The organism is Achromobacter sp. JD417 (assembly GCF_041879325.1).
Taxonomy (GTDB): Bacteria; Pseudomonadota; Gammaproteobacteria; order Burkholderiales; family Burkholderiaceae_B; genus Achromobacter; species Achromobacter mucicolens.
The window spans coordinates 140,956-167,781 of record NZ_CP087159.1; the positions used below are offsets into that span (position 1 = coordinate 140,956).

The following is a 26,826-nucleotide window of genomic DNA, read 5'->3' on the forward strand; positions in this document are numbered from 1 at the left end:
AAATCGCGTGTGGCAAGCGTGGCTGCCGAGCTACCACGGGGACACTAGGCCCGGCAACCGATCGGTAGCAATAGCGATAGCGCGATGAAGGAGGTACGAGCGCGCAGGCCGGCGACCGGAGCGGCGGAGCGTCCGGAGGCAATCGCGAAGGGGGTGCGGTGAGCGGCCATAGGGTGCTAGTCAAACACACTTTTTCGGGAAGCGCAAACGGAAAAAGCGAGGGACGGATCGCGGTGCGGGCGTTTGCGCGGGATCGCAGGCAGCTCGGTAAGGCCGCTTGATCCGGGAGCTTGTGGCTGTTTTCTCGGTCGATCGGGGACGTTGGCGGGGATTGGCGGCGCAAACAGCAAGGCCGCCTTGCGGCGGCCTTGAGTCGGATTTGGATAAGTGAAATTAACGGGCAGGGCCGATGCGGGGTTCGACATAACGATCGCCACGCGGTTCGCGCGGACCGTCCACGCGGGGGTCAATGCGGCGGTCGTCAACGCGTCGGTCGTCACTGCGGCGGCCGTCATCCCGAGGATCGCGGGTCGGCCGGTTGGCGCCGCCTTCAAGAATCCGGGCCTGCTCGACCACCATGTCGATCTTGCCGACGCGGTTGTGGCGCAGCTCGGACAGCGAGCGGCGCAGGTCGCCGACGGTGAAGGGTTCCTGGCGGTCGCCCCACGTCCAGCGCAGCACGCCCAGCGATTCCTCGGACAGGTTCGGCGCCAGTTCGGCCAGCGTGTCCGTGCCGACAGGCGTTGCGGCGCCGGAAGCCAGGCTGGCGTAGAACCACGCGCGCACCGAGAAGAAGACGATCAGCGTCCAGATGCCGGCAACCACCCACCAGAGATAGGGGTTGATCCGCTGCGCCATGTCCATGGTCGGCTGGCCCAGCGTGTGCAGAAAGTCATAGTTCATGCGCTTGCCGAAATCCAGTATCCACGTGGCGACGAGATACCAGACAACCAGGGCGACGGCGATGACGATCGCGCGCAGAACGAGTCGGGGAAGCGCCAGTTTGAGCAGGGTCTGACCGATCAATCGGCAGTCCTGGCGAACGCTTGCGGGCGAAGTCAGATTCATCATGCAAAATATTGTACCTATGACCCGTCCAATTTTAGAACTGCGGCCTGGCCAGCACCTGACGCTGACCCCACAACTTCAGCAATCGATCCGATTGTTGCAGTTGTCCACGCTCGACCTTGAAGCGGAAATCTCGCAAGTGCTGGCCGAGAATCCCCTGCTGGATCGCGAGGACGAGCCGGCGACGGCGGAGGATCGCGCCGAATCCGAGCGCGAATCTTCGGTTCAGGACGACGAACCGGCGGCCGAGCGCGAGACCGCCGTCGACGAGATGCCTGGATCGGGCGGGGTGTATCCCGACGACGACGCCAGCCTGCCCGAGGCGGCGCGGCCGGACACGCTGCGCGAACATCTGCTGGGTCAGCTTGCCCTGACGCGCGCCGCGCCGCGCGATGCCGCGCTGGCGTCCCTGCTGATCGACGAACTGGACGAAAACGGCTACCTGGGTTCGCCGCTGGACGAAATCCTGGGTTGGCTCCCTGCCGAAATGGAGCCCGACATGGACGAGCTGCGCGCCGCCCTGTCGCTTCTGCAATCGTTCGACCCGGTGGGCATCGGCGCGCGCGACATGGCTGAATGCCTGCAACTGCAACTGCGCAATCCCGATCTCACCTTGCTGCCGGAGGCGGCTGACCCCGTCGTGCTTGCCTGTGCGCGCCGGATCTGCGCCGAGCACCTGCCGCTGTTGGCAACCGGCAACGCCGCGCGCCTGTGTGCGGCGGTCGGCTGCGACGAGACCACGTTCCGCGCGGCGCATTCGCTGATCCTGCGCCTGGAACCCCGGCCGGGCCGGGCCTGGACCGTGCCGGCGGCCGAGTACGCAGTGCCGGACGTCATCGTCCGCAAGACGCGGCGCGGCTGGCAGGCCACGCTGAATAGCGCCGCGGTGCCACGGCTGCAGATCAATGGGCTGTACGCCCAGATGCTGGGCAACCAGAAGGAATCCGCCCACGCCGGCCTGCAGGCCCAGCTGCAGCAGGCCAAATGGATGATCCGCAACGTGGAGCAGCGCTTTGACACGATCCTGCGCGTGTCGCAGGCCATCGTCGAGCGTCAGACGGCTTTCTTCAGCCAGGGGCCGGCGGCGATGCGTCCGCTTATCCTGAAGGACATCGCCGGCGAGCTTGGTTTGCATGAATCGACCATTTCGCGGGCCACAACACAGAAGTACATGCTCACTCCGTTCGGCACGCTGGAGCTCAAGCGCTTCTTTGGAACGGGCGTGTCGACAGAAGGCGGCGACGCCACGTCGGCCACCGCGGTGCAGACCTACATCCGCCAGATGGTGGCCGACGAGAACCGCGCCAAGCCGTTGTCGGATAGCCAGATTATGCAAAAACTGGCCGATCAGGGGATAGTGATTGCGCGCCGGACGGTGGCAAAGTACCGCGAAGCGCTGCGGATTGCCCCCGCCGCGCTGCGCAAGGCGCAAGCCTCCGCACGCTGAAATAAGGGACGTGCTTCGGCAAATTCGTCCCTGTTTTCAACGGCTTGCGTGACAGTTCGGTTGCAAATTTATTTGCGCGAAGGGCTTGTCAGGGCATGAATATTTTTCGATAATCATTCGCATGTACATTTGCGTATGTAATGCCATCACCGAACGCCAAGTCCGCGCCAGCGTGGACGCCGGCGCGACGACGCTTTCCGACCTGCAGTTCGAGCTGGGCGTGGCCACGTGCTGCGGCTGCTGCGCGGCAACCGCCGCCGAATACCTGCCGGGCGGCCGCTGCTCCAGCGTGTGCGACGTGCGCTCCATCGCGGTTCCGGTCAATGCTCCCGCCCTTGTCGAATCGGACACGCCGGCTGCCAACAGCAGCTTCCCGATTCCGCTGGTCGCCATCGCCTGAGCATTGGTGTCTTTACCGGCTCGCTGCCTTCATGCGGCGAGCCGCGTCATTTCCTTCTCGCAAAAATCCCTGATATCCATCGCCAGCTGACGCGCGGGTTCACGTGCGGGGCCGGCCACGCATAACGCCAATTCCGAAGGCGGCACCGCGGGCAGGCCCACGTCCAGGATCCGGTGGCCGGCGCCGATGCAGCGGCGTTCCAGCAGCGCGATGCCCAGGCCGCCGGCCAGAGCGGCCTGCACCCCCGACAGGTTCGGGCTTTCATAGGCGATGCGCCAACGCCGCCCGGCCGATTCCAGCGCGTGGATCGCACGGTTGCGGTAGATGCAGCCCTGCGGAAAGGCGACCAGGGGCACCGGCGCCTCCGCGCCCAGGGCAGGCTGCACCGAATCGCTACCGATCCAGTGCAGCCGTTCCGGCCATGCCGCCAACGCCGCGCCCGCGCCGGGCTCACGCTTGAGCAACGCCACGTCCAGATCCCCGCGCTCCAGGCTTCGGGTCAGGACGGCGGTCAGATCGCAACGCACCGACAACTGCACGCCCGGTCGTGTCCGCGCGAATTGGGCGACGACAGCCGTCAGGGCGTCGACCGCAAAATCGTCCGGAATGCCCAGGCGGATCACGTCCACGCGCTTGCGGCCGCTGACGGCTTCGCGGACCTCGGTGGATAACGCCAGCATCCGGCGCGCGTAACCCAACAGGCGTTCGCCTTCTTCGGTTAGCTGGACCTGGCGGCCCTCGCGCAGAAACAGCGGGCATTCCAGCGTGTCTTCAAGCTTGCGGATCTGCTGGCTGACGGTGGACTGGCTGCGGTGCACGCGTTCGCCGGCGGCTGTGAAGCCGCCGGCATCCACCACCGACACAAAGCTGTGCAAAAGATCGAGATCAAGCATGGGCGCCCCCCAGCCATTTGAATTTCAAATACTTTCGATCCGAATAAAGAGTTTGTCAATGGATGGGGCCGCGAGGAGAATGCCTGCATCCCGCCGCCACCGCGGCCGCAGTCCCACATTGCCGGACCCGCCATGAAGGCTCTCTCCACCCCTGCTTGCGCCTTGCCCGCGAACGACCGCCCTGGCATCAGTCTGGCGCCGATCGCCGCGTTCTGCTTTCTGTGGAGTTCGGCCTTTGCCGCCGCGAAGATCGCGGTGCGCGATTGTCCGCCGCTCACGCTGCTGACGATCCGTTTCCTGATTGCGGGCGCGCTGATGCTGGGACTGGCAGCGGCCAGCGGTCGGTGGAAGCTGCCTTCCGGCCGCGACCTGGCGGCGCTGGTCCTGCTGGGGGTGCTCAACAACGCGCTGTATCTGGGCCTGAGCTGGTCGGGGATGACCACGGTATCGTCCGCGTTCACGGCCGTGCTCATCAGCACGAATCCGCTGCTCATCGGCGTGCTGGCCGGGCCAATGCTGGGCGAGCGGCTGAGCTGGCGCAAAATGCTCGGGCTGTGCCTGGGCCTGGCGGGCGTCGCGCTGGTGTTGCGGTCGCGTTTGACCGGCATGCAGGAAGACCTGCACGGGACGCTGCTCGTCACGGGTGGCCTGGTGGCGCTGGTTGCCGGCACGCTGCTCTACAAGCGGCTCAAGCCCACTTCCGGTCTGTGGACGTCGACCGGCATTCAGTCGCTGGCCGGCGCCGCCGCGCTGCTGCCATTTGCGCTGGCCACCGAGAGCCTGGGCGATGCGCGCCTGACCACGAGCCTGATCTGGAGCATGGCCTACATGATCGTGGCGGTGTCGATGGGCGGCTATTACCTGTGGTTCATGATCCTGGGCCGCGCCAGCGCCACGTCGGCGAGCGCGCTGCATTTCCTGATGCCGCCATTGGGCCTGCTCTTCGGATGGGTGGTGCTGCGCGAGCCCGTTTCGTGGCTGGACCTGCTGGGCATCGTTCCCATCGCGTTCGGCATCTGGCTCGCGACGCGGCGCACCGCATAAGTTGAGAGCGGCCAATATTGAGGGCGGTCAATACGGCCCGCTGCGGTTGCTGATATGCAACGAGCGCGCGCATTGCGCTGGCAGGGCAGGATCGGGCACCATCAATGCGCATCCGGCGCACAAAGGCCCGGCATGTGCGCGCCCGATTCGGCGTGACGCGCATCGCAAAGCCGCGCCAATCCGTCCCCGAGCGTGCAAGGCCTCACGCACGCATACTCATTCTCATTAGCCTGTCGCTTTCTTGTTGCGCTCCTAAAGCCGTTTACCAAATGCAGCGCAAGGCTAGTCGCGGCCCGGCGCCGAATGGTAGTCTGCACGGGTTGCGTACGCGCGGCATCGTGCGCTCCTTTGTCGCGATGCGCTCGCGTCGCGCCTGACTGCAAGGAGTCCATCATGAAAGGCGACAAAACCGTCATCCAGTTTCTCAACAAGCAACTGACCAATGAGCTGACGGCCATCAACCAATACTTCCTGCATGCCCGCATGCTGAACCATTGGGGCTTCGACAAGCTGGGCAAGCACGAGTACGAAGAATCGATCGGCGAAATGAAGCATGCCGATCGTCTGATCGCCCGCATCTTCATGCTGGACGGCCTGCCCAATCTGCAAGACCTGCACAAGCTGCTGATCGGTGAAGACGTGCCGGAACTGCTGGCCTGTGACCTGAAGCTCGAGACGGCTGCCCAGGCAACCGTCAAGGAAGCCATTGCGTATTGCGAATCGGTGCGGGACTACGTGTCGCGTGATCTGTTCCAGGACATCCTGGACGACACCGAAGAGCACATCGACTACCTGGAAACCCAGATCGACCTGATCGACAAGGTCGGCATCCAGAACTACCTGCAAAGCCAGATGTCCGTGCCCGAATAAGGCGCTTGGCTGCAAAGGAAATGGCGCCCCGCGGGGCGCCATTTTTCATGCCGGAAAGCTGTGCAGGCAGGCTGATATGCCGCTGCAGAGACCTTACTGCGGGCGGGCCGGGCATTCGGCCATCGTGCCCCAGGCGCGGTTAGGCGCGCAGTACTTGTTGCGCGCGTTCCAGGAACACGAGGGACGCTCGAAGAAGCCTTGCGTGGCGCATTGGGCCAGTTCGCGCCGCAGCGCATCTTGCCAGCCCTGGGCGCCGGGGGCCGGCGCCGTGTTGGGCGGCGGCGGGGGCGCCTGCACCATTTGCGGCGTGCCGTAGCTGCCGCCAGCGGCCACGCCGCCATTGATGGCGGTCGACGTGCCGGGAACCAGCAGGTCCATGGTGCTGACGTCCGACGTCCCCGAGGGCAGCGGCACGTGCGACGAGGCAGCGATTTCGCGCGCCTGTTCGGGGCTGATGCGTTCGCGCGAGATCTGGACGGCCGGGTCGCTGACCGTGTCGAACAGCGACACGGTATTGACCTGCCATTCGCGGTCGGCCGGCTTGTCCGGCACGCCCAGCGTGCCATCGATGCGCGGTTGCGGCGGCTGCGCCACGTACGGACGGCCATTGGCGTCCAGCACGGGCTGTTGGGACGCGGCGGCGTCCTGCCCAGGAGCGGGCGCGGCCGCGGGCGCGTGCGCCACCAGCCAGTCACCCAGTTGAATACCGCCCCAAGCCGACGCGCCGAGCGCGATCAGGAGCGTTGCGATCAAAAAACGCCAAGACATTGCTACCCTCAATCTGCCGTGCGGAACCCGAACGGGTCTACGCTTTGTCTCCGAAAACCTTGCCGCCGTGCTCCCGCATGGCATGGAATTTCACATCGGGATACAGTTCCTCGGCGACGCGCAACTGCGCGGGAGAACCGATCAAAAACGCCGCAGCATCGACCACATCATAGGCGATATGGGCGGCATTGGCATCCATGAACTTGCGCAGCGCCTTGGGGTTTTCAGACGTAATCCAACGTGCCATTGTGTAGCGCGACGGCAGCATCCGGGCATCGACGCCATACTCGGTCTTCAGGCGGTGCGCGACCACTTCGAACTGCAGTTGGCCGACCGCGCCCAAGAGCAGCGAGCCGCCGGCGACATCGGGACGGAACACCTGAATGGCGCCTTCCTCGCCCAATTGGGTGAGGCCGGTGCGCAGCTGCTTCGTGCGCAGCGGGTCTTTCACTTCGACCGCCTGGAACAGTTCCGGGGCGAAGAACGGCAGCCCGGTGAACTGCAGGGTCTCGCCTTCGGTCAGCACGTCGCCCAGTTGCAGCACGCCGTGGTTGGGGATGCCGATGACGTCGCCGGCATAGGCCTCGTCCAGGAGTTCGCGGCGCTGCGACAGGAACGACACCACGTTGTTCGGGCGCATTTCCTTGTTGGTGCGCGCCACCTTCAGGCGCATGCCGCGTTCAAAGCGGCCGGAGCTCACGCGCACGAAGGCAACGCGGTCGCGGTGCGCCGGGTCCATGTTGGCCTGAACCTTGAAGACGACGCCGGTGAACTTGGGCTCTTCGGGCTGCACTTCGCGTTGCAGGGCCGTGCGCGGGCCCGGGGGCGGCGCCTGGTCGACCAGGGCGTCCAGCACTTCCTGCACGCCGAAGTTGTTGATGGCGGAACCGAAGAACACGGGCGTCTGCTTGCCGGCCAGGAACTGGTCGCGGTCAAACGCCGGCGCTGCTTCGTTGATGAGCTCGATCTCGCCGCTGGCCTGGTCGAACGCCCCGCCAAAGCGCTTGGCGATCTCGGGGTTGGTCAGACCTTCGATGAAGTCGTCGTTGTCGGAGCGGCGCTCCTGGCCAGGACGGAACACGCGCATGCGGTCGCGGCGGATGTCGAACACCCCGCCGAACGACTTGCCCATGCCCACCGGCCACGAGAACGGCACGGCGTCCATGCCCAGGTGCCCTTCGATTTCCGACAGCAGTTCCAGGGGCTCGCGCACTTCGCGGTCCATCTTGTTGATGAACGTGATGATCGGCGTGTTGCGCGCGCGGCAGACCTGCAGGAGGCGGATGGTCTGCGGCTCGACGCCGTTGGCCGCGTCGATCACCATCAGCGCGGCGTCCACCGCCGTCAGCACACGATAGGTGTCTTCGGAGAAGTCCTGGTGGCCCGGGGTGTCGAGCAGGTTGATGACGCAGTCGCGGTATTCCATCTGCATCACCGAGGACGCCACGGAAATGCCGCGCTGCTTTTCGATTTCCATCCAGTCGGACGAGGCATGGCGCGACGCCTTGCGCGCCTTGACGCTGCCGGCGATCTGGATCGCGCCTGCGAACAGCAGCAGCTTTTCCGTCAGCGTGGTCTTGCCCGCGTCAGGGTGGGAAATGATGGCGAACGTACGGCGCCGTGCGACTTCGTTGGAAATGCTCATATCGGAGGTTTCTGCTTGGCGCCGTCAATCAGGCCGGCGCGGTCCGGTGTCGTGCACGAAAACATGTGGGGCACGCGCCGTTACCGGCACGTGCCCCACGCTTTTTGATTCAGTTGTGGCGGCGGAAGGTCGCCAGGAACACGCCCGCCAGGATAAACAGCGACCCGAAGGTCCGGTTCATCCAGCGGATGTGCTTGGCATCGCGCAAGAGGCGCAACACGCGCGCCGCCAGCAGCGTATACACGCCCATCGCCACCAGGTCGGTGAACGCCAGCGTTGCCGCAAGCGCCGCGTACTGCGGCGTCAAGGAGAGCGCGGGGTCCACGAATTGCGGCACCACGGCCAACAGGAACACGGTGCCCTTGGGGTTCATGGTGTTGATCAGGAAACCGCGCATCACCAGATCGCGGATGGACGCCTTGCGGGGATCGCCCGCGTCCACCGCAACGGGTGCGGCATCCGTGCGGATCTGGCGCACGCCGAGGTAGATCAAGTAGGCCACCCCCAGGTACTTGACGACGTTGAACGCCATTTCCGAGGTGGCCAGCACGGCGCCCAGGCCCACGGCCACCACGACGAACTGGAACAGGATGCCCAGGATCAGGCCTGCCGTGTTCCAGTAGCCGCGCGCAAAGCCGTATTTCAGGCCCGACGACATGGCCGAGATCGCGCCTGCGCCCGGTGAGAACGAAATGGCCCAGGAGGCCAGGAAGAACGTCAACCAGGTGGATAAAGGCATGATGGCGCGGGTCCGTGGGTCGCAGTGTCGGGGGTTGCCAGTGATATTACTTGCTCAGCAGCGCGGCGCGGGGCGCACCGCCCGGACGGCCTTGGCCCGAGCGGCCTTCGGCCGGGCGGCCGGCGGGCGCATTGCCTGCCGGGCGCGACGAACCTTCAGGACGGCGGTTCTGCTGGGGACGGCCCTCGGCGCGGCCGGCGTGAGCCGGACGGTCGGCGGGCTTGCCGTCGCGCGAACCGGCATTGCCACGGCCTTCACCGGTGCGGGCCGGCGCGGGCGCACGGCCGCCTGCCGCCGCGCGCGGCTGGCCCTGGGCGGGACGCGAGCGACCCGAGCCGCCGTTGCCGCCACGGCCGCCATTGCGAGGGCCGCCGCGCATGTTGCGCGTGTCTTCGTCACGCTCCTGGCGCTCGAACGACGCCGCGCTGGTGGCCGGAGGCGTCCAGCCTTCCACCGGCTTGCGCTCGATGGTCTTCTTGATCAGGCGCTCGATGTCCTTGAGCAGCTTGATCTCGCTGTTGTCGACCAGCGAGACCGCGGCGCCGGTGGCGCCCGCGCGGCCCGTGCGGCCGATGCGGTGGACGTAGTCTTCCGGCACGTTGGGAAGTTCGAAGTTCACGACCTGGGGCAACTGGTCGATGTCCAGGCCACGGGCGGCGATGTCGGTGGCGACCAGCACGGTCACGGTGCTGTCCTTGAAGCCGGCCAGCGCGCGGGTGCGGGCCGACTGGCTCTTGTTGCCGTGGATGGCCGCGGCGGTCAGGCCGTCCTTGACGAGCTTTTCGGCCAGACGGTTGGCGCCGTGCTTGGTGCGCGTGAAGACCAGCACCTGGTGCCAGCCGCTTTCACGGATGATGTGGCTGATCAGGTCGCGCTTGTGGTGCTGCTCGACCATGTGCACGGTCTGCGTGACGAGTTCGGTGGCGGTGTTGCGCGGGGTGACCGAGACTTCGCCCGGATTGTTCAGCACGCCGCGCGCGAGGGTACGGATCTCGTCGGAGAACGTCGCCGAGAAGAGCAGGTTCTGGCGCTGCTTGGGCAGCAGGGCGAGAATCTTGCGGATGTCGCGGATGAAGCCCATGTCCAGCATGCGGTCGGCTTCGTCCAGCACCAGGATTTCCACGCCCGACAGGTCCACCGTCTTCTGGCCGCAGTGGTCCAAGAGGCGGCCCGGGGTGGCGACCAGGATGTCCAGCGGCTTGCGCAGCGCGGAGATCTGGGGGTTGATATTGACGCCGCCGAACATCACCATGGACGTCAGCGAGGTGTACTTGCCATAGGTCTGCACCGATTCGGCCACCTGCGCGGTCAGTTCACGCGTCGGGGTCAGGATCAGGCAACGGGGGCGGCCGGGCTTGCGAGCCTCGGGCTTTTTCTGCGACAACAGGTGCAGGATCGGCAGCGTGAAACCGGCGGTCTTGCCGGTGCCGGTCTGGGCGGCTGCAAGCAGGTCGCCGCCTTTCAGCACTTGGGGAATGGCCTGGGCTTGAATGGGCGTGGGCGCGGTGTAGCCGGTATCGGCAATGGCGCGCAACAGCGAATCAGCCAGCCCGAGGTCGGCGAAAGGGGAAGTGGTAGTCAAAACAGCTCCAGCGGCAGCCTGTCGCTCTATTTGAGAGACTCCAATCCAGGCGGTCGGTATAAGGAGAAAAGGGAAGCGCCCATCAGGGGCGAAGCTTGGCAGCGAAGGGCCTAGCGGACGTGCGCAGATTGGCTTGGCGCACGAAGCGGATTGTAGCTGATGTGGCGGCGCAGCAAGCGGGCAATAGGTCGCTATAGAATCAAACAGCAATATTTTGTATTAACTTCGAACAAAATAAGTGTTTTCCCTAGTCGGCCCTCCCTATAATCCGTCGGCTTTCATCTATTCAAAATAAAAGGGATGCAATGAAGAAATCGGCAATAGTTGGCATCGTCGTCGCGCTGGGCGCGGTCTGGACCGGCACGGCCTGGTACACGGGCCAAAAGGCCGAGGAATTCGTCAAGCAGGCCATCGAGGACTCGAACGTCGAGCTCAAGAAGGTCGCCGACAAATGGGGCATCAACGCCGCCGCCGAACTGGTCTCGTTCGACCGCGGCGTCTTCACCTCTGTGTCGCGCTACCGCATCAAGTTCACCACGCCCGCCGCTGACGGCAAGCCCGCGCAAGAGCGCGACGTGGTGTTCGTCGAACACCTGAGCCACGGTCCCCTGCCGTTCTCCAACCTGAAGTCGGGCAAGTTCATGCCGGCCATGGTGGCCAGCGATTTCGCGCTGGAAGAGACGGACACGGTCAAGGACTGGTTCGCCGCCGCCAAGGGCGCCGTGCCGCTCTCGGGCCACTACAGCGTCAGCTACGGCAAGGACATTTCCGGCAAGTTCAACATGCCACCGGTCGAAGTCGCCAAGGACGCCACCAAGCTCGTCTTCTCGGGCATGAAGGGCGACTTTGAATACGCCACCTCCACCAAGCGCGGCGTCTTCGACGTGGCGGCCGACAGCCTGGAGCTCTCGGGCCCGTCCGAAAACAGCGACATCACCGCCATGGCGGTCAAGGGCATCAGCCTGACCAGCGACCTGAAGCCGGCTGCCAACGAGATGTACGTCGGCAGCCAGAAGCTGACGTTCAAGGACTGGACGATCACGTCCCGCGAAAAGCCGCCCGTCCAGTTCAAGGACACGTCCATCGCCGTGGACATGACCGAGAACGGACCGGCCATGGGCGCCAAGATGGCCGTGGACTTCGGCATGATCAACGTGCAGGCCAAGGACGTGGCCGGCATGAAGCTGGTCGTCGACGCGCAGAACCTGGACTCCAAGGCGCTGAAGTCGCTGAACGACGTCTATGAAGCCGCCTCGCGCCGCATGCTCCAAAGCCAGGGCGAAGAGCAGACGCCGCAGTTCACGGAAGAAGAAAAGGCCGTGCTCAAGACCAACTTCGAGCAGCTCTTGGCCGGCAACCCGACGCTGGCCGTGTCCCCGCTGGAAGTGCGCACCGCCAACGGCACGTCGACCTTCAACCTGAACCTGGCGCTGGTCAAGCCGGCCGCCCTGGAAGGCGAGGCCTCCGACATGGCGTTGCAGGCCCTGAAGAAGCTGGATGCCAAGCTGGTGCTGTCCAAGGGCAACCTGGCGGACCTGATGGCCATCGAACCGCAAATGCGCGGCGTGGCCCCCGAACAGGCCGCGCAGACCGCCAAGGGCCAGGTGGAAATGGTCGGCACCATGGCCACCGCGATGGGTCTGGGCAAGGTCGAGAACAACAACATCGTCACCTACCTGAACTACGCCGACGGCCAGGTGGACTTCAACGGCAAGAAGATGCCGCTGCAGCAGTTCCTGATGATGGCGATGGGCGGCGTGATGGGCGGCATGCGCTAAGCTGCCGCAACACGAATGGCGCGCCGCAATCGTCTGGGCGCGCCTGACACGGGCTGTCTTGCGACAGCCCGTTTTTCTTTGACGCGACCGATCGCGGTAATGGCGAGGTTTCACAAACGGACAGGGGCAACATGAACAAGCGGATCGTGGCGGGTGGCGCGTTGGTGGCGGTGGTGGCCGCGGCGTGGGTCGGCACCGCGTGGTACACCGGCAAAGAGATCGAATCCCGGCTGGCGCAGGACGTGCAGGCGTTGAATGCGCAGGCGCAGCGCCTGGGTGCGAAGGTGGGCGTGCCCGTGACGCTGGAACTGCTGTCGTTCGAACGCGGCGTGTTTTCTTCCGAAGCGCGGTTCGGTGCGAAGGTCACCGTGCAGTCTGGCCGCAAACCCGCCGAGAAGGCGTTTGCGTTCACGAGCAACATCGAACACGGTCCGTTTCCCGCCTCTCGGCTGGCGTCAGGCGACATCGCGCCCGTGATGGCGGCGGGCCGGCTGCACATGACGCAGACGCCCGATGCGGCCGCCTGGTTCGCGGCCGCGGGCGGATCGGCGCCGGTGACGGCGAACTTTCTAGTCGCGTATGACCGCGACTTTTCCGGCGATCTGGCGCTGGCGCCCGTCAAGTATGCCGACGCTCCGATCACGTTCGACTTCTCGGGTTTGCAGGCGCAGGTCGAACATGCCGGTGACGGCACGCGCGACGCGGTGTCATTGGCCATCGGCAAGGCCTCGCTGACTGAAGTGATCAAGGGCAACCCTTACACGCTGACCCTCGATGATCTGGCGTTATCGCATGAATTGACGGGCGCACCCGAGTCCACCGCAAGCAGCACGACGCTGACGGTGAAGCAATGGGCTTCCGATCTGGACAAGCTGCCATTGGGCCTGAAGGACATTGCGCTGACGCTGGGTTCGGACGGAACCCCCGAGCGCATGACCGGCAAGATGACGCTCGATGTCGGCAGCATCAGCGTGCGCCACCTGCATGTGGCCAAGCTGCAGATGGCGGCGAGCGGCAAGGACTTGGATATTGCGTCGCTGAAGGCGTTTCAGGACGCCACCGCAAGCTCGCCGTTGCACGCGCAAAAGGCCGATCCGCTTTCGGGCGACGGAATGCTTGCCGCGTCTCATATGTTGAAGTTTCTTCTGGCCCGCCCCAGCTTCACGCTGTCGACGCTGCAGGTCGACACGGCGCGTGGCACGTCGACGCTCAGCCTGGATATCGGCCTGGACGCGCCGTCATTCTGGAAGCGAGACCCTATCGCCATCATCAAGGAAGTCGTGCGCAACGTGAGCGTGCGGCTGAAGCTGTCGCCGGAGAACATGGCCGATGTGATCGCGGCGCGGGCGGAATTGAAGGGCGCGACGCGTGAGGCGGCCCGGTCGGCGGCCGAGCGGGAAGCCGCAGGCGTGCGCGGCCTGGTCGCGGCAACGTCCTGGGCCCGTATCGAGGACGGCGTGATCCAGTTCGAGGCCGACTACCGCGATGGTCAAGTCGACATCAACGGAAAGCGCATACCCATCGAAATGTTCCTGGGCCAGATGTTCATGCGCAACTCGCAGGGCGCCGCACCGGCGCCCTGAGGTTCAGAACGGCAAGGCGCCCGCCGCAAGTTCGCCGTTGCGCAGCACGGCCACGTGAAAGCGCTTGTCGGCGGCCTTCATGATGTCTTCGGCGGGGTCGCCCTGCACCAGCAGCAGGTCGGCCACCTTGCCCTCGGCAATCACGCCGTGATCGGTCATGCCCATCAGGTCATGGCCGCGTGACGTGCCGGCGATCAACGCGTCCACCGGCGTCATGCCAAACTCCACCATGTACGCCAGCTCCATCGCGTTCTCGCCGTGCAGATTGAACGGTGTGCCCGCGTCGGTGCCCAGCGCGATGCGCCCGCCCGCCTTGTAGTACATCTGGAACGACTCGCGATGCCGCTGTTCCACCGCGCGGGCCTTTTCCACCGCGTAGGCGGGAATGCCGTTGTCGGCATTGGCGATGATGTTGCGCACGGCGGCGATGGTCGGCACCAGGTAGGTCTCGGCCTCCAGCATCTCGCGCAGGCAGTCGTCGTCCATGAAGATGCCGTGCTCGATCGAATCGATGCCCGCGCGCACCGCATTCAGGATGCCCTGCGTGCCCTGCGCGTGACTGGCGGTGCTTTTGCGAAAGCGCTTGGCCTCGTGCACGCCCGCTTTCATCTCGTCGAAGCTGTAGTGCGCGTCCATGGGGCTGACGCCCGGCGTCATGACGCCGCCCGTGGCCATGATCTTCACGAGGTCGCAGCCCGCGTGGACCTGTTCGCGCACCGCCTTGACGACTTCCTCGCAGCCGTCGGCCACGCGGCCGATGCGGTTGCCGTGGCCGCCCGTCATGCAGATGATGCGGCCCGAGGCCTTGATGGTGGGACCGGGGAACACGCCACGCGCAATGGCGTCGCGCACGCCGAATTCCAGATAATCCTTGCCGCCGCAGTCGCGTAGCGCCGTGACGCCGCCGCGCAGGCTGGCCTGCGCGTTCTCCAGCGCGGTCAGCGTGATCTGCGCGGGGCCCTGCTTGCTCAATTGCGCGTTGGGGTCGGCGCCGCCCGTGTAGACCAGATGCACGTGGCAATCGGCCAGGCTGGGCATGAGCGTCATGCCGGTGGTGTCCACGCGGGCGCCTGCGTAACCTGAGAATTCCGCAGCCGGCGCCACGCGAGCCACGCGCGCGCCTTCGACCAGCACGCCGTGTCCGGGCAGCGTCTGCCCTTCTCCGTCGAATACCTTGCCGCCGATGAAGAGGGTCTGCCGTGTCGCGGTCATGTCAGTGGGCTCCGGGGGCGCGCGGTGTCAGCTCACCACGTCCAGCCCCTCGCGGGACATGGACTGAAGGCGAGGCATCAGGCCGAGCAGGTGTTGGCTGTAGGGATGCTGCGGATGTTCGAACAGGGATTCGGTGTCGGCCACTTCCAGCAGTTCGCCGTGGCGCATCACGCCGACGCGGTCGCACATCTGCCGGATCACCGGCAGGTCGTGGCTGATGAACAGCATGGTCAGGCCCAGCTCTTCCTGCAGGTCCTTGAGCAGGTTCAGAATCTGCGCCTGGATGGACACGTCCAGCGCCGAGGTGGGCTCATCGCAGATCAAAAAGCGCGGCCGCGTGGCCAGCGCGCGCGCGATGCAGATGCGCTGGCGTTGCCCGCCCGAGAACTCGTGCGGAAAGCGTTCGGCGGCGCGGCTGCCCAACCCCACCACGTCCAGCAGGTCGGCCACGATGCGGCGCGTTTCGGCTTCGCTGGCGGCCAGCTTGTGAAAGCGGATCGGCTCGGCCACGATGTCCAGCACGCGCATGCGCGGGTTCAGCGACGAAAACGGATCCTGGAAGATCATCTGGATCTGCCGCCGGAACGGGTTCAGTTCCTTCTCGCCCTTGAGCGCCGTGAGGTCGGTGCCGCCAAACGTGACCGAACCTTCGCTGGGCGTGTAAAGCCCCGAGATCAACCGCGCCACCGTCGATTTGCCGGAGCCCGATTCGCCGACCAGCCCAAAGACCTCGCCTTCGCCGATGGACAGGTTCACGCGCTTGACCGCGTCCAGCGTGCGCTGGTTGCGCTTGAAGAAGGCGCTCTTGAGCACGAACCGCATCGACAGGTCGCGCGCCTGGACCAGCGGACCTTCGGTGCGCTTGCCGAAGTCCCGGCGCTGGCCCAGCCAGTGCGTGGCCAGGTCCAGCGGTTGCGCGGGCGTCTTCACGTCCTCGATGTAGGTCACCAGCGGAAAGCGCCGCAGCTTGATGTCCGGACGCGGCACGGCCGAGATGAGGCTGCGGGTGTAGGGGTGGTCGGGGTCGCCCAGGATCTTGGCCGTGGGGCCTTGTTCCACCAGCTTGCCGTGATACAGCACGGCGACGCGGTCGGTCACGTCGGCGATCACGCCCATGTCGTGCGTGATGATGATCATGCCGACCTGCTCTTCGCGGCACAGCTTTCTGAGCAGATCCAGGATCTGCGCCTGGATGGATACGTCCAGCGCGGTGGTGGGCTCGTCGGCAATGATGACCTCGGGTTCGCAGCACAACGCCAGCGCAATCACCACGCGCTGTCGCATGCCGCCCGAGAACTGATGGGGATACTGCTGCACGCGCAGTTCGGGCTGGTCGATGCCGACCTGCGCCAGAAGCTGCACGGCGCGTTTTTTTGCCGCGTCGTGCGTCAGATCCAGATGCACCAGCATCGTTTCGACCAGCTGGCTTTCGACGGTCTGCAGCGGGTCGAGCGAGGTCAGCGGATCCTGGAAGATCATGCCGATGCGCCGGCCTCGAACCTTGCGCTTCTGCGCGGGCGTGAGCGTATCGATGCGCTCGCCGTTCAGTAGCACCGCGCCGCCCGCCAGGCGGCCGGGCGCTTCGAGCAGGCCGATGACGGCGTTGCCGATCGTGGACTTGCCCGCGCCGGATTCACCGACCACGCCCAGGATCTCGCCTTTCTCAAGCGCGAGCGATACGCCGTCCACCGCCACCAGCGTGCCGCGGCGGCTGGGGAATTCGATGCGGATGTCTTCGATGTTCAGAAGGGCCATGACGTCCTCAGCGCAGCTTGGGGTTGAGCGCGTCGCGCAGCCAGTCGCCCAGCAGGTTGACCGACAGCACCAGCGCCACCAGCGCGATGCCGGGGAAGATCGAGATCCACCACATGCCCGAGAAAAGATAGCTGTTGCCGATGCGGATCAGCGTGCCGAGCGACGGCGCGGTGGGCGGCACGCCCACGCCCAGGAACGACAGTGTGGCCTCGGTGATGATGGCCACCGCCAGGTGGATGGTGGCGATGACCAGCACCGGCCCCATGACATTGGGCAGGATGTGGCGGCGCAGGATGGTGATGGGGCCGATGCCGATCAGCTTGGCCGCCTGCACGTATTCCTTGTTGCGCTCGACGAGCGTGGAGCCGCGCACCGTGCGCGCGTATTGCACCCAGCCGGAAATGCCGATGGCGAAGATCAGCACATACAGCGCCAGCTGGTCGTGCATGTCGCGCGGCAGCAGGCCGCGCGCCACGCCGTCGATCAGCAGCGCCACCAGAATGGCCGGGAACGAAAGCTGCACGTCGGCGATGCGCATGATGAAGCTGTCCACGCGTCCGCCCGCGTAGCCGCTGATGAGGCCGAGGGTCACGCCCAGCACCATCGAGAACAGCACCGAGGCAAAGCCGACCAGCAGCGACACGCGCGAGCCATACATCACGGCCGACAGGATGTCGCGGCCCTGATCGTCCGTGCCCAACAGGAAGTCGGGGCTGCCGCCCTCTTCCCAGGCCGGCGGCGTGTTGGCGTCCATGATGCTGAGCGACGCGAGATCGAAGGGGTTGTGCGGCGCCACGACGGGCGCGAACAACGCGCCCAGCACGATGACCAGCGTGACGACCGCGGCGACGATGGCGCCGGGCGAACGCTTGAAGCTGTGCCACAGGTCGCTGTCGGCGGCGCGCGTGAAGAAGGGGGCGATGCGAGCAATCATGGGGTGAATCCTTTATTTGCTCTGCACGCGCAGACGCGGGTCCACGGCGAAGTAAAGCAGGTCGACGACCAGGTTGATGACCACGAACATGAAGGCGATCAGCACCAGATACGCAGCCATGACGGGGATGTCCACCATGCTGATGGCCTGGATGAACAACAGCCCCATGCCGGGCCACTGGAACACCGTCTCGGTGATGATGGCAAAGGCGATGATGGAGCCGAGCTGAAGCCCGGTGATGGTGATGACGGGAACCATCGTGTTCTTGAGCGCGTGGCGGAAATTGATCAGCCGTTCCGGCAGTCCGCGCGCCCGCGCGAACTTGATGAAATCGGCGCGCAGCACTTCCAGCATTTCGGCACGCACCAGACGCATGATGAGGGTCATCTGAAAGAGCGCCAGCGTGATGGCGGGCATGATGAGCGCGAGCCACCCGGACTTGGTCAGAAAGCCCGTGGTCCACCATCCCAGGCTGACGACGTCGCCGCGCCCGAAGCTGGGCAGCCATCTCAGCTGCACGCCGAAGAACAGGATGAGCAGGATGCCGATAAGAAAGGTGGGCAGTGAAATGCCGGCCAGCGAAATCGCCATGAATGCCTTGGACAGCACGCCGTGCCGCTTGAGTGCGGTGTAGATGCCCATCGGAATGCCCAGCGCCAGCGCCATGACGGCGGACACGAACGACAGTTCCAGCGTGGCCGGCATGCGCTCTTCAAGCAGCTCGCTGACCGGGCGGCGGTGCCGGTACGACATGCCGAAATCGCCCTGTACCGCGTTGGCGACGAAGTGGGCGTACTGCACGATGAACGGATCGTCCAGGCCGAGCTGTTCGCGCAACTGCGCGCGTTGTTCGGGCGTGGTGTCCTGGCCGACCATGCTGGCGACCGGGTCGCCCACGTAGCGGAACATGGAGAACGCAATCAGCGCCACCGTCAACATCACGAGCACCGACTGCACCAGCCGCTGCGCAATAAAGGAAAGCATGTCTGAAAGCCCTTTGGTTCGGACGGCGCCGGGCCGCGTTCCACGCGCGAGGCGGGAGTGGGGGCTGGGCCGGGCGCGTCCGGGCGGCGCGCGCCGCCCGGGGTTGCATCACGCGGCGTTTACGGCAGCACGACGTTGCGCAGGTCGAGCACGTCGTCGGCGCGCTGGATGACGGTGACGTTGTCCTTCACGCCCCACGACATGGGCTGCTGGTGCAGCGGCAGGTAGCCGAAGTCGCTGCGCACGATGCCAAAGGCTTCCTTGATCATCGCGTTGCGCTTGGCCTGATCGGTTTCGACGCCGATCTTGTTGGTCAGCTCATCGACCTTCTTGTTGCAGTAGCCGCCCAGGTTGAACTGGCCCGCGGCCGTCTTGGCGTCGCGGCACGAGGTCAGGTTCAGCAGCGTGTTGTGCGCATCGGTGGAGCTGGGCGTCCAGCCCAGCATGTACATGCTGGTCTGGTTGCCGGCCTGCAGCAGGATCTTGCCGAAGTACTTGGACTTGGTCTGCGCCAGCAGGTTGATCTTGATGCCCACGCGCGCCAGCATGCCGGCCACGGCCTGGCAGACCTTCTCGTCGTTGACGTAGCGGTCGTTCGGGCAGTCCATCGTCACCGTGAAGCCTTTGGGATAGCCGGCTTCGGCAAGCAGCTTCTTGGCGCGCTCGGGATCGGGCTTGTACGGCGCGCCGAACGATTCGTCGTAGCCGTTGATGGACGTGGCGATCAGGGTGCCCAGCGGCTTGGCCGCGTTGCGCATGATCTTCTCGTTGATGGCCTTGGTGTCCACGGCCAGCACGACGGCCTCGCGCACACGCGCGTCCTTGAACGGGTTCTTGCCCTTTACGTCGGAGAACAGCAGCTCGTCGCGGTCCTGGTCCATGCCGATGAAGATGGCGCGGGCTTCGGGCGCGGTCAGCGGCTTGACGCCCTTGGCGTCTTCCAGGCGCTTCCAGTCCTGCACGGGAACCGGCTGCACGACGTCCATCTCGCCCGAGATCAACGCGGCCACACGCGTGGCTTCCTGCGTGATCGGCTGGAAGACGACCTCGTCGATATTGGTCTTGATGTCCTTGTTCCAGTAGCCGTCGTAGCGCTTGAGCACCGTCTTCACGTCGGGCTGGCGTTCGGTCAGCATGAAGGGGCCGGTGCCGTTGGCGTGCAGGTTGGCGTAGTTGCCCTGGTTGTCGCCCTTGACGTTGGTGGCCTCGGTGGTCTTGTTCTTTTCCGCCCAGTTCTTGCTCATGATGTACAAGAACACCCATTCGCGCGGCAGGATGGGGTTGGGCGTGGGCGTGGTGACTTCGATGGTGTAGTCGTCCACTTTCTTGATGTCGCTGGCCTTGGCGCCATAGCCCTTCATGTCCGAGCCCGGCGTCAGGCTGCGCTTCCACGAGAAGATCACGTCGTCGGCGGTAAAGGGCGAGCCGTCATGGAACTTTACGCCCTTGCGCAGCTTGAAGACCCATTTGGTGGGCTCGGGATTTTCCCAGCTCTCGGCGAGCAGCGGCGTGAGCTTCAGGTTGCCGTCGTAGCCTGCCAGCGTTTCGTAGATGTTGCCCTGGAACCCCAGCGTGAACGTTTCGTTCAGGGCCATGGGGTCCATCGACGTGGCGTCGCCTTGATACGACCAATGCAGCGTTTTGGCGGCCGCGCCGGCGCTGAAGGCCAGCGAGGCGGCCACGGCAACGGCAAGCGCCGCCTGCTTGAAGTGGGGAAAAGTACGCATAGCCCTCATGCTCCGTGTGGTGCGCGGATTGCGCGACAGAAGTGACAGGGCCCCGGCCCCAAAGGGCATCCGGGGCATGGCGTTGCTGCTGGAGTCGATAGACCCAACCCCTTGTGATTGGCATGACGGGGACGGACCCGCGTCGATGCAGATCGAATCTTATCGACGCATTCGTTTAAGCGTCAATTGGTTTGGATTGGGGTAATCACGCGCTTGCCGGATGCCGTGAATGGTGCGTGCTGCGAGGCGCGCGGGCCGCCGGTCAATCGGCCGGGAGCGGCGCGGATGCTAGGGTTTTCGCCAATTCGAGCAGCATGCGCTTGCGCCGGTCGCTGTCTTCATGGTGTTTACCCAGGGCCGACCATTCCGGCCGGCTGCGCGCTTCTTTCAGCGCGTCCGGCAAGGGGCCCTTGCGCCAGGCCTCGTCGTCCGGAAGGTCCAGGCGCAACGGCTCGCGCGCGGCGTGGCCGCGGCGCTCCAGCGCTTCGATCAACTGCCGTTGGCGCAGTGCCAGCAGCCGCAGCACGGCATCGTCGACACTGATCTCGCGATAACCGCGCAGCTTGCCCGCCACGCGCTTGCCCAGCTTTTCGACGCCCTGCCACAGGCCGCCGGCCGCCGCGCCGATCAGCATGCCGGTGCCCAGGCTGAGACCCGCGCTCATGAGGTCGACGGCCGCGCCGGCCATGGCGCCCGCGGCTGCGCCCATGCCCACTTGCACGCCCATGTCCTTGAGCGCCTGCGGATGAAAAAGGTCCATGCCCCAACGCTCGCCCTGTAAAGGCAACGCGTCGTCGGCGTAATCCGAGGCGCGAAAGTTGTAGAGCGCGAGCAGCGCGTTGACGCAGGTCTGTTCGCGCTGGCGCACCTGGTCGCGCAACTGGCTTGAAGCGGCGGCAAGCGCCGCGTCGTCGCTGGCGCTGGACACGTGCAGCGCGGCCACGTCGATCAGCAGGTCCGCCACCAGCTCGTAGGCCGCGGCGTGGCGCTGGCGGCGCTGCGCGGCCAGGCTGTCCGACAGCCGGGCCAGCGCGCCGGCGTGACGGTCCAGCAGCACGCCAAGCTTGGCGTACAGCTGTTGCTCGCCATCGAGCGGCGGCGCGATCGTGTCGAACTCCACCACGGCGTGCAGGCCCAGCCGCGCCATCGCGTCACGCCACGCGTCGGCGCGGTGCGCCGGCGCATTGACGAAGTTCAGCACCGGCAATAGCGGTCGTCCGCAGGCGGCAAGGATGGCGAGTTCGTCGCGGTGCTTGCCCAGCACCGGATCGCGCGCGTCGATCACGTACAGCGCGGCGTCGCAGTCCAGCATCTTGGTCAGCACGCGCGCCTCTTGTTCGAAGCGGCCGTGCGCTTCGGGCGTGTCCAGGAAGCGGCGGATGCGTGCGGGGCCGTCGAGCCGTTCGCCGGGACGATCCAGCCGTTCCAGGTATTCCAGCAATGCGATGCTGTCTTCCATGCCGGGCGTGTCGAACCATTCCAGCACGGGCCGGCCATCCAGGCGCAGGCGGGCGCCTTCGACGTGGCGCGTGGTGCCCGGCCGGTCAGCCACTTCGCCGAAGGTGGTGTCGCGTGTCAGCGTGCGCAGCAGCGACGTCTTGCCGGTATTGGTGTGGCCAACGAGCGCGATCTTGATCAGTTCAGCCATGGCCGGTCTCCAGCCAGGTCAGCGGCGCAACGGGCGCCAGCAGGATGGCGTCGGCCGGCAGGCCCAGCGCCAGCAGACGGTCGCGCCAAAGCTCGGCGCGGGTTTCGGTGCCAGCCCCGGCGGGGGCGTGGGCGCCGGCTTGCGGCAGGATCAGCCAGACCCGCGTCTGCGCCGCGTGCGCGGACAGGTCGGCGATCAGGGATAGCGTGCCGCGATCCGGCGTCTGGCGCGCATCGCACGCGATCAAAAGGCGCGCGGCGGCCGATTGCGCCAACGCGTCCAGCACGCGGTTGCGTTCCTCGCGCGTGTCCAGGTTGCCGGCCTGCCGGATGCCGTCGGGCAGGTTCGCGGGCGGCCACGGCAGATCCGCGGGCAGTTCCAGCGCCAGCAGCACCGGCTGCCCGCCCAGGCCGTCCAGCGCCGGCGCCCGCACGCGGGGTTCGTGCAGGGGATCGACGGGCCGGTCGATGCCGGTGGACAGCGCGGGCGGCTCAAGCCGGTCGCGCAGCGTGGAGAAACCGGCCAGCGCGGGGTCGATGCGCACGCGGCGCAAGGCGCGCAGCGTGGCCGCCACGCACAGCCCGCCGGCAATCAAGCGCGGCACGATGCCGTAGACCACGAGGACGCCGATCAGCCAGAGCGACCACTGCGCCTGCGCGCTGGCCGGCAGGACTTGCGTGCCGTCGCTGGCGCGTATGGTCGCGGCGTCGGGCATCGGAAAGCCCAGATGCGCCGGCAGCCAGCCGATGGCCTGCGTCAGCCACACGAACGACTCGGGCGCGAGCAGCGTGGTGGCCCAGACGAACCGGTAGCTGGCGGTGGACAGCACCACCAGCAGCGTCGCCAGCGCGGCGCATAGCGCCGTCAGCCACAACAGATGGCTGATGCTGCCGAACAGGCCGCGCAACGCGCCCGCGCGCGTCAGCAGGTTCAGGAAGGCCTGTGGCACCAGCGCGCCGTCGGGGCCGCGCGCGAGCTTGCGCGTGGCCCACAGCCAGAGGCGGCCCAGGCCGGTGACGGCGGCGGGCCGCAGCAGAAAGCTCGCCAGCCACAGCAGAAAGGTGAGCGCGTGCAGCCCCAGAAGCGCGCCCAGCGCCCACAGCACGTTCACGGCCCGCGTGCCGTCGCCCAGCGCGCCCAGGGCGGCGGCCGCGCCGGAGAGCACGGCCAAGAAGAACAGGACGGCCAGCATGGCCACGGCGCTGCGGCGCCAGCCATCGACAAGGGGAATCAGGTTTTCGCGGTGCGCCAGCAGCGCGGCGCGGGCAAGGATGCGCGCCGGCAGGCCGGCATCGAGCTGACGCACCTGGCGCACCGCCTGCGCGTCCTCGAGCGGTCCCCAGTGCGCCTCACGCAATCGGATCAGCTCGGCCAGCCAGTGCGCGCGCAAGGGGCGCTGAACGGCGCTGTCGATGAGGGGGGAAGTATCGCGAGAGGTCGGGGACGGCATCGCGTCGGTGCAGGCGGGAGAAGGCCGGCAAAGGCCAAGTGAAGCCGCGAGGGCGATGCGCCATTGTAGACCGCGTGTTGCGGCCGGCGGCATCCCGGATGGTCGGGGTCAGTGGCTGGCGCGCGCGCTGCGATACTGGCCCGGCGTGACGCCGATGGCATCGCGAAAGACACGGGCAAGGTGGCTGGCGCTGCCAAAGCCGCTGGCTTGCGCAATGGCCGCCAGGTCGCCTTTGCCGGCCGCCAGCAGGCTGCGCGCGCGGGCCAGGCGCCTGCCGCGCACCCAGGCATGCGGCGGCTCGCCGAACGAGGCATGGAACATGCGGGCAAAGTGATACGTGGACAGCGCGGCGACGCCAGCCAGTTCGTCCAGCGTCAGGGCATCGGCCAGATGCGCGTCCACATAGTCCATTACGCGGCGGCGCACGCCGGGCGCCAGGCCGCCGCGGACCGGTTGCGGGGTCTTGCGCGTGACACCCTGCGTCAGCAGGTGGTGCAGCACGGTCTCGGCGGCGCTGCTGGCGGCCAGCCGGTCGGCGGGCTGGTTCCAGTCCGTGCCCAGGAGTCGGCGGCAGACGTCGATCAGCGAGTCGTCCTGGATGTAGGTGCGGTCGCGCAGTTCCAGCGTCCGCGGTTCGCAGTCCAGCCGCATGACGGCTTCGCGGGCCAGCCGCTGCGGGGCGATGTACAGGTGCAGGAAATGCACGTTGTCGTTCATGCTCCAGCGGGAATGGTGCTCGGCGGGCAGCACGCAGAATTTGCCCGCGCCGCCATGCAGCGAGTCCTGGCCCACGCGAAACGACCGGTCTCCGCCCCGCAGGTATAGCGACAGCGTGTGATGGCCGGGCGTTTCGTAGCCCAGCGTTTCGCGGGCGGTGCGCGACCACTGCGAGATCGCCATGCCCTCGCCCAGCGACGCGGCGCGCTCAAGCGTCGCGGTCGAACGCGACAGCGTGCGGAAAACAGAGAAATCGGCCGGAGCCGTAGCGGGGGTGCCCATGGAAAGGAATGCTACTCCCGTCCACGGGCGCTTGACGCGCCCGATTCGGACAAAAGCGCAAGAACCGGCAATCGCGGCGTGGCATCGCGGCGCACACTGGATGCCCGGCGATCAAACATGGCCGCCGATGTCCGTATCAGCACTTCGCGTGGCCTGCCGCGCCCGTCGTATCATGAATCTTTCGCTGTATCTGCTCACCGTCCTGATCTGGGGCTCCACCTGGATCGCCATCAAGCTGCAGCTTGGCGTGGTGGCCATCCCGGTGTCGATCTTCTACCGCTTCGCGCTGGCGGGCCTGCTGCTGTTCGTGGCGCTGCTTGTCCTGCGCAAACTGCAAAAGCTGGACCGGCGGGGTCATTGGCTGTGCGTGGGTCAGGGCCTGTGCCTGTTCTGCCTGAACTTCCTGTGCTTCTATTCGGCCACGCAGTGGATTCCCAGCGGCCTGGTATCGGTGGTGTTCTCGGCCGCCACGCTGTGGAACGCGCTCAATGCGCGGCTCTGGTTCGGCACCCGCATCGCGCCGCGCATCATGGCGGCGGGCGCGCTGGGGTTTTGCGGCCTGGTGCTGCTTTTCTGGCCGGAACTGGCAAGCCAGCAGGCCAGCCACGAGACGCTGCTGGGCCTGGGCTTTGCGCTGCTCGGCACCCTGTGCTTTTCCACGGGCAACATGCTGTCGTCCCTGCAGCAGCGCGCGGGCATCCGGCCGCTGACCGGCAACGCCTACAGCATGCTTTACGGGGCGGGCATCCTGCTGGCCGGCTGCCTGGCCGCAGGCGTGCCGTTCAGCTTCTATTCGTCGCCCGCTTATGTGGGCGCGTTGCTGTATCTGGCCGTGGTGGGTTCCGTGGTGGGCTTTACCGCGTATCTGACGCTGGTCGGCCGCATGGGGCCCGCACGGGCCGCCTATTGCACGGTGCTGTTTCCGGTCGTGGCGCTAAGCATATCGACGGTGGTCGAAGGCTACCGCTGGACACCTTATGCCATCGCCGGCCTTGCGCTGGTGATGCTGGGCAACCTGCTCGTCTTCACGAAATGGTCGCCGTTTTCCAAGCGCCCGGCGCTGGCCGGCCGCGCCTGAGCCCATTGCCGGGCTAGGCCGCCAGCTTGCGCAAGGCCTGCAGCAGGCGATCGATTTCATCGCCGTTCGTCAGATAGCTCACGGACGCGCGGGCGATCCGGTCCAGGCCACGGGCCTGCATGTCCAGCGGCGTGTACGGCACGCCGTTGCTGCCGATGGTGATGCCCTGCGCGGCCAGCGCGCGCTGAACGTCGGCGGCGTCCTGTCCGGCCAGGTTGAAGGCGACCAGCCCGGATTGCTCGCGCCCCTGGTCCAGCACCGATACGCCGGGAATGGCCGCCAGTTCGGCGCGTAGCGTCTGGGCGGTGGCATCGATGGTGGCGCGGATCGTGTCCAGGCCCAGATCCAGCGCTTCGCGCAGGGCATTGGCCAGGCCGCAACGCAGCGCCAATGAATTCTCGGCGGATTCCAGGCGCGCGGCATCGGCGCGCAGCACGGGTTCCCCGTCCACGCCCAGCGGCGCGGAATGCGTGTCCACGAAGGCGGGCGTGAGCCGATCCAGGAATTCGCGCCGCATGTACAGCAGCCCGGTGCCGCGCGGTCCGCGCAAGGCCTTGCGGCCTGCGCCGCTCAGCACGTCGCAACCAACTTGCCGCACGTCGATGGGAATCTGACCCACGGCCTGGGCGCCGTCCACGAAATAGGGAATATCGTGCTTGCGCGCCACGCGCCCGATCGCGGCGGCCGGATTGATGAGGCCGCCGTTGGCGGGTAGCCACGTCAGCGCAATGAGCCGCACCCTGTCGTCCAGCATGGCTTCCAGCGCCTGCGGGTCCACGCAGCCGCTGTCGTCCGAGGGGATGGTCTCCAGCGTGGCGCCCGCGCGCTGCGCGATCAGCCGCATGGCCGCCAGGTTGCCGCCCCATTCGTGACGGCCCACCAGGATGCGGTCGCCGGGCCGCCAGGCCGGCAGCGCCGCAAAGGCGGCGCCCCAGCCCGGCGAGTTGCCGCCGGTCAACGCGATCTCCTCGACCTGCGCGTTCAACAGCTGTGCGGCCAGCGTGCGGGCCGCTTCGGTCAGGTCGCGCGCCGCCACGCCCGCTTCCATCGGACCCTGCGCCGCTTCACGCTTCAGATGCGCGTGAATGGCCTGGATCGAGGCCGTGGACGGCAAGGATGCGCCGGCGTGATTGAAATGCACCGAGCTTTGCGTGCCGGGCGCGTGGGCGCGCAGCGCCTGGATGGCGCTTGGGGTCAGGGGGGCGGTCATGGCGGTTCCTGT

At 66.4% G+C, this 26,826-nt stretch carries 22 protein-coding genes; 7 read left to right on the forward strand and 15 right to left on the reverse strand.

Features of this window, described 5'->3' with window-relative positions; translation table 11 throughout:
* Window positions 1-393: 393 nt before the first annotated feature.
* The gene (locus tag LN047_RS00665) at window positions 394-1,071 is read right to left on the reverse strand and encodes a hypothetical protein (RefSeq protein WP_373980917.1); all 678 of its coding nucleotides are present in this window, start codon (window positions 1,069-1,071) and stop codon (window positions 394-396) included.
* Here LN047_RS00665 and rpoN point away from each other — a divergent pair.
* Both rpoN and LN047_RS00675 read left to right on the forward strand, forming a co-directional pair.
* Window positions 1,070-2,515 carry an RNA polymerase factor sigma-54 gene (gene rpoN, locus LN047_RS00670; RefSeq protein ID WP_373980918.1) on the forward strand — a complete coding sequence of 482 codons (1,446 nt, stop codon included), beginning with the start codon at window positions 1,070-1,072 and terminating at the stop codon, window positions 2,513-2,515. The two genes, LN047_RS00665 and rpoN, sit on opposite strands and share 2 nt — an antisense overlap.
* Before the next feature lie 121 nt (window positions 2,516-2,636).
* The gene (locus LN047_RS00675) at window positions 2,637-2,915 is read left to right on the forward strand and encodes a bacterioferritin-associated ferredoxin (RefSeq protein ID WP_056327752.1); all 279 of its coding nucleotides are present in this window, start codon (window positions 2,637-2,639) and stop codon (window positions 2,913-2,915) included.
* A gap of 29 nt (window positions 2,916-2,944) precedes the next feature.
* On the opposite strand, the gene LN047_RS00680 is transcribed toward LN047_RS00675, so the two are convergent.
* Complete coding sequence (locus LN047_RS00680) at window positions 2,945-3,808, reverse strand: LysR substrate-binding domain-containing protein (RefSeq protein ID WP_373980919.1); 864 nt, start codon at window positions 3,806-3,808, stop codon at window positions 2,945-2,947.
* A gap of 132 nt (window positions 3,809-3,940) precedes the next feature.
* On the opposite strand from LN047_RS00680, the gene LN047_RS00685 reads away from it, so the two are divergent.
* Both LN047_RS00685 and bfr read left to right on the forward strand, forming a co-directional pair.
* Window positions 3,941-4,852, forward strand: a complete 912-nt coding sequence (locus LN047_RS00685) for a DMT family transporter (protein WP_056327754.1) — start codon at window positions 3,941-3,943, stop codon at window positions 4,850-4,852.
* Window positions 4,853-5,245: 393 nt separating this feature from the next.
* Window positions 5,246-5,722, forward strand: a complete 477-nt coding sequence (gene bfr, locus LN047_RS00690) for a bacterioferritin (RefSeq protein ID WP_056327755.1) — start codon at window positions 5,246-5,248, stop codon at window positions 5,720-5,722.
* A 93-nt stretch (window positions 5,723-5,815) separates the two neighbouring features.
* On the opposite strand, the gene LN047_RS00695 is transcribed toward bfr, so the two are convergent.
* The 4 genes from LN047_RS00695 to LN047_RS00710 form a co-directional block, all read right to left on the reverse strand.
* The gene (locus LN047_RS00695; RefSeq protein WP_056327756.1) at window positions 5,816-6,490 is read right to left on the reverse strand and encodes a hypothetical protein; all 675 of its coding nucleotides are present in this window, start codon (window positions 6,488-6,490) and stop codon (window positions 5,816-5,818) included.
* Between the two features lie 37 nt (window positions 6,491-6,527).
* Entirely contained in the window at window positions 6,528-8,135 is a 1,608-nt protein-coding gene (locus LN047_RS00700) for a peptide chain release factor 3 (protein ID WP_056327757.1), read from the reverse strand.
* Between the two features lie 109 nt (window positions 8,136-8,244).
* A complete protein-coding gene (locus LN047_RS00705) occupies window positions 8,245-8,874 on the reverse strand; it encodes a LysE family translocator (protein ID WP_056327758.1) in 630 nt (209 codons plus the stop codon).
* 46 nt (window positions 8,875-8,920) lie between these two features.
* Complete coding sequence (locus LN047_RS00710; protein WP_373980920.1) at window positions 8,921-10,456, reverse strand: DEAD/DEAH box helicase; 1,536 nt, start codon at window positions 10,454-10,456, stop codon at window positions 8,921-8,923.
* 305 nt (window positions 10,457-10,761) lie between these two features.
* Between LN047_RS00710 and LN047_RS00715 the strand changes: the two genes are divergently transcribed.
* Both LN047_RS00715 and LN047_RS00720 read left to right on the forward strand, forming a co-directional pair.
* Window positions 10,762-12,234 (forward strand): YdgA family protein, encoded by a 1,473-nt coding sequence (locus LN047_RS00715; protein ID WP_373980921.1) that lies wholly within the window; start codon window positions 10,762-10,764, stop codon window positions 12,232-12,234.
* 131 nt (window positions 12,235-12,365) lie between these two features.
* Window positions 12,366-13,817, forward strand: a complete 1,452-nt coding sequence (locus LN047_RS00720) for a YdgA family protein (RefSeq protein ID WP_373980922.1) — start codon at window positions 12,366-12,368, stop codon at window positions 13,815-13,817.
* Between the two features lie 3 nt (window positions 13,818-13,820).
* Here the strand turns inward: LN047_RS00720 and LN047_RS00725 are convergent, their stop codons facing one another.
* The 8 genes from LN047_RS00725 to LN047_RS00760 all read right to left on the reverse strand — a co-directional run bounded on the left by LN047_RS00725 (window position 13,821) and on the right by LN047_RS00760 (window position 24,526).
* The gene (locus tag LN047_RS00725; RefSeq protein WP_056327762.1) at window positions 13,821-15,029 is read right to left on the reverse strand and encodes an amidohydrolase family protein; all 1,209 of its coding nucleotides are present in this window, start codon (window positions 15,027-15,029) and stop codon (window positions 13,821-13,823) included.
* A gap of 27 nt (window positions 15,030-15,056) precedes the next feature.
* The gene (locus LN047_RS00730; protein WP_062840160.1) at window positions 15,057-16,784 is read right to left on the reverse strand and encodes an ABC transporter ATP-binding protein; all 1,728 of its coding nucleotides are present in this window, start codon (window positions 16,782-16,784) and stop codon (window positions 15,057-15,059) included.
* Between the two features lie 7 nt (window positions 16,785-16,791).
* A complete protein-coding gene (locus LN047_RS00735; RefSeq protein ID WP_223573838.1) occupies window positions 16,792-17,718 on the reverse strand; it encodes an ABC transporter permease in 927 nt (308 codons plus the stop codon).
* 12 nt (window positions 17,719-17,730) lie between these two features.
* A complete protein-coding gene (locus tag LN047_RS00740) occupies window positions 17,731-18,702 on the reverse strand; it encodes an ABC transporter permease (protein ID WP_056327765.1) in 972 nt (323 codons plus the stop codon).
* Window positions 18,703-18,821: 119 nt separating this feature from the next.
* Window positions 18,822-20,429 (reverse strand): ABC transporter substrate-binding protein, encoded by a 1,608-nt coding sequence (locus LN047_RS00745; protein ID WP_373980923.1) that lies wholly within the window; start codon window positions 20,427-20,429, stop codon window positions 18,822-18,824.
* 262 nt (window positions 20,430-20,691) lie between these two features.
* The gene (locus tag LN047_RS00750; protein WP_056327767.1) at window positions 20,692-22,077 is read right to left on the reverse strand and encodes a GTPase/DUF3482 domain-containing protein; all 1,386 of its coding nucleotides are present in this window, start codon (window positions 22,075-22,077) and stop codon (window positions 20,692-20,694) included.
* Window positions 22,070-23,527 (reverse strand): DUF2868 domain-containing protein, encoded by a 1,458-nt coding sequence (locus tag LN047_RS00755; RefSeq protein WP_373980924.1) that lies wholly within the window; start codon window positions 23,525-23,527, stop codon window positions 22,070-22,072. Before LN047_RS00755 ends, LN047_RS00750 begins: the two co-directional genes overlap by 8 nt.
* 108 nt (window positions 23,528-23,635) lie before the next feature.
* Window positions 23,636-24,526, reverse strand: a complete 891-nt coding sequence (locus LN047_RS00760; protein WP_179690774.1) for an AraC family transcriptional regulator — start codon at window positions 24,524-24,526, stop codon at window positions 23,636-23,638.
* Window positions 24,527-24,698: 172 nt separating this feature from the next.
* On the opposite strand from LN047_RS00760, the gene LN047_RS00765 reads away from it, so the two are divergent.
* Window positions 24,699-25,604 carry a DMT family transporter gene (locus LN047_RS00765; protein ID WP_373980925.1) on the forward strand — a complete coding sequence of 302 codons (906 nt, stop codon included), beginning with the start codon at window positions 24,699-24,701 and terminating at the stop codon, window positions 25,602-25,604.
* A gap of 13 nt (window positions 25,605-25,617) precedes the next feature.
* Here LN047_RS00765 and LN047_RS00770 read toward each other — a convergent pair whose 3' ends face one another.
* Complete coding sequence (locus LN047_RS00770; RefSeq protein WP_373980926.1) at window positions 25,618-26,814, reverse strand: aminotransferase class V-fold PLP-dependent enzyme; 1,197 nt, start codon at window positions 26,812-26,814, stop codon at window positions 25,618-25,620.
* Window positions 26,815-26,826: the final 12 nt, after the last annotated feature.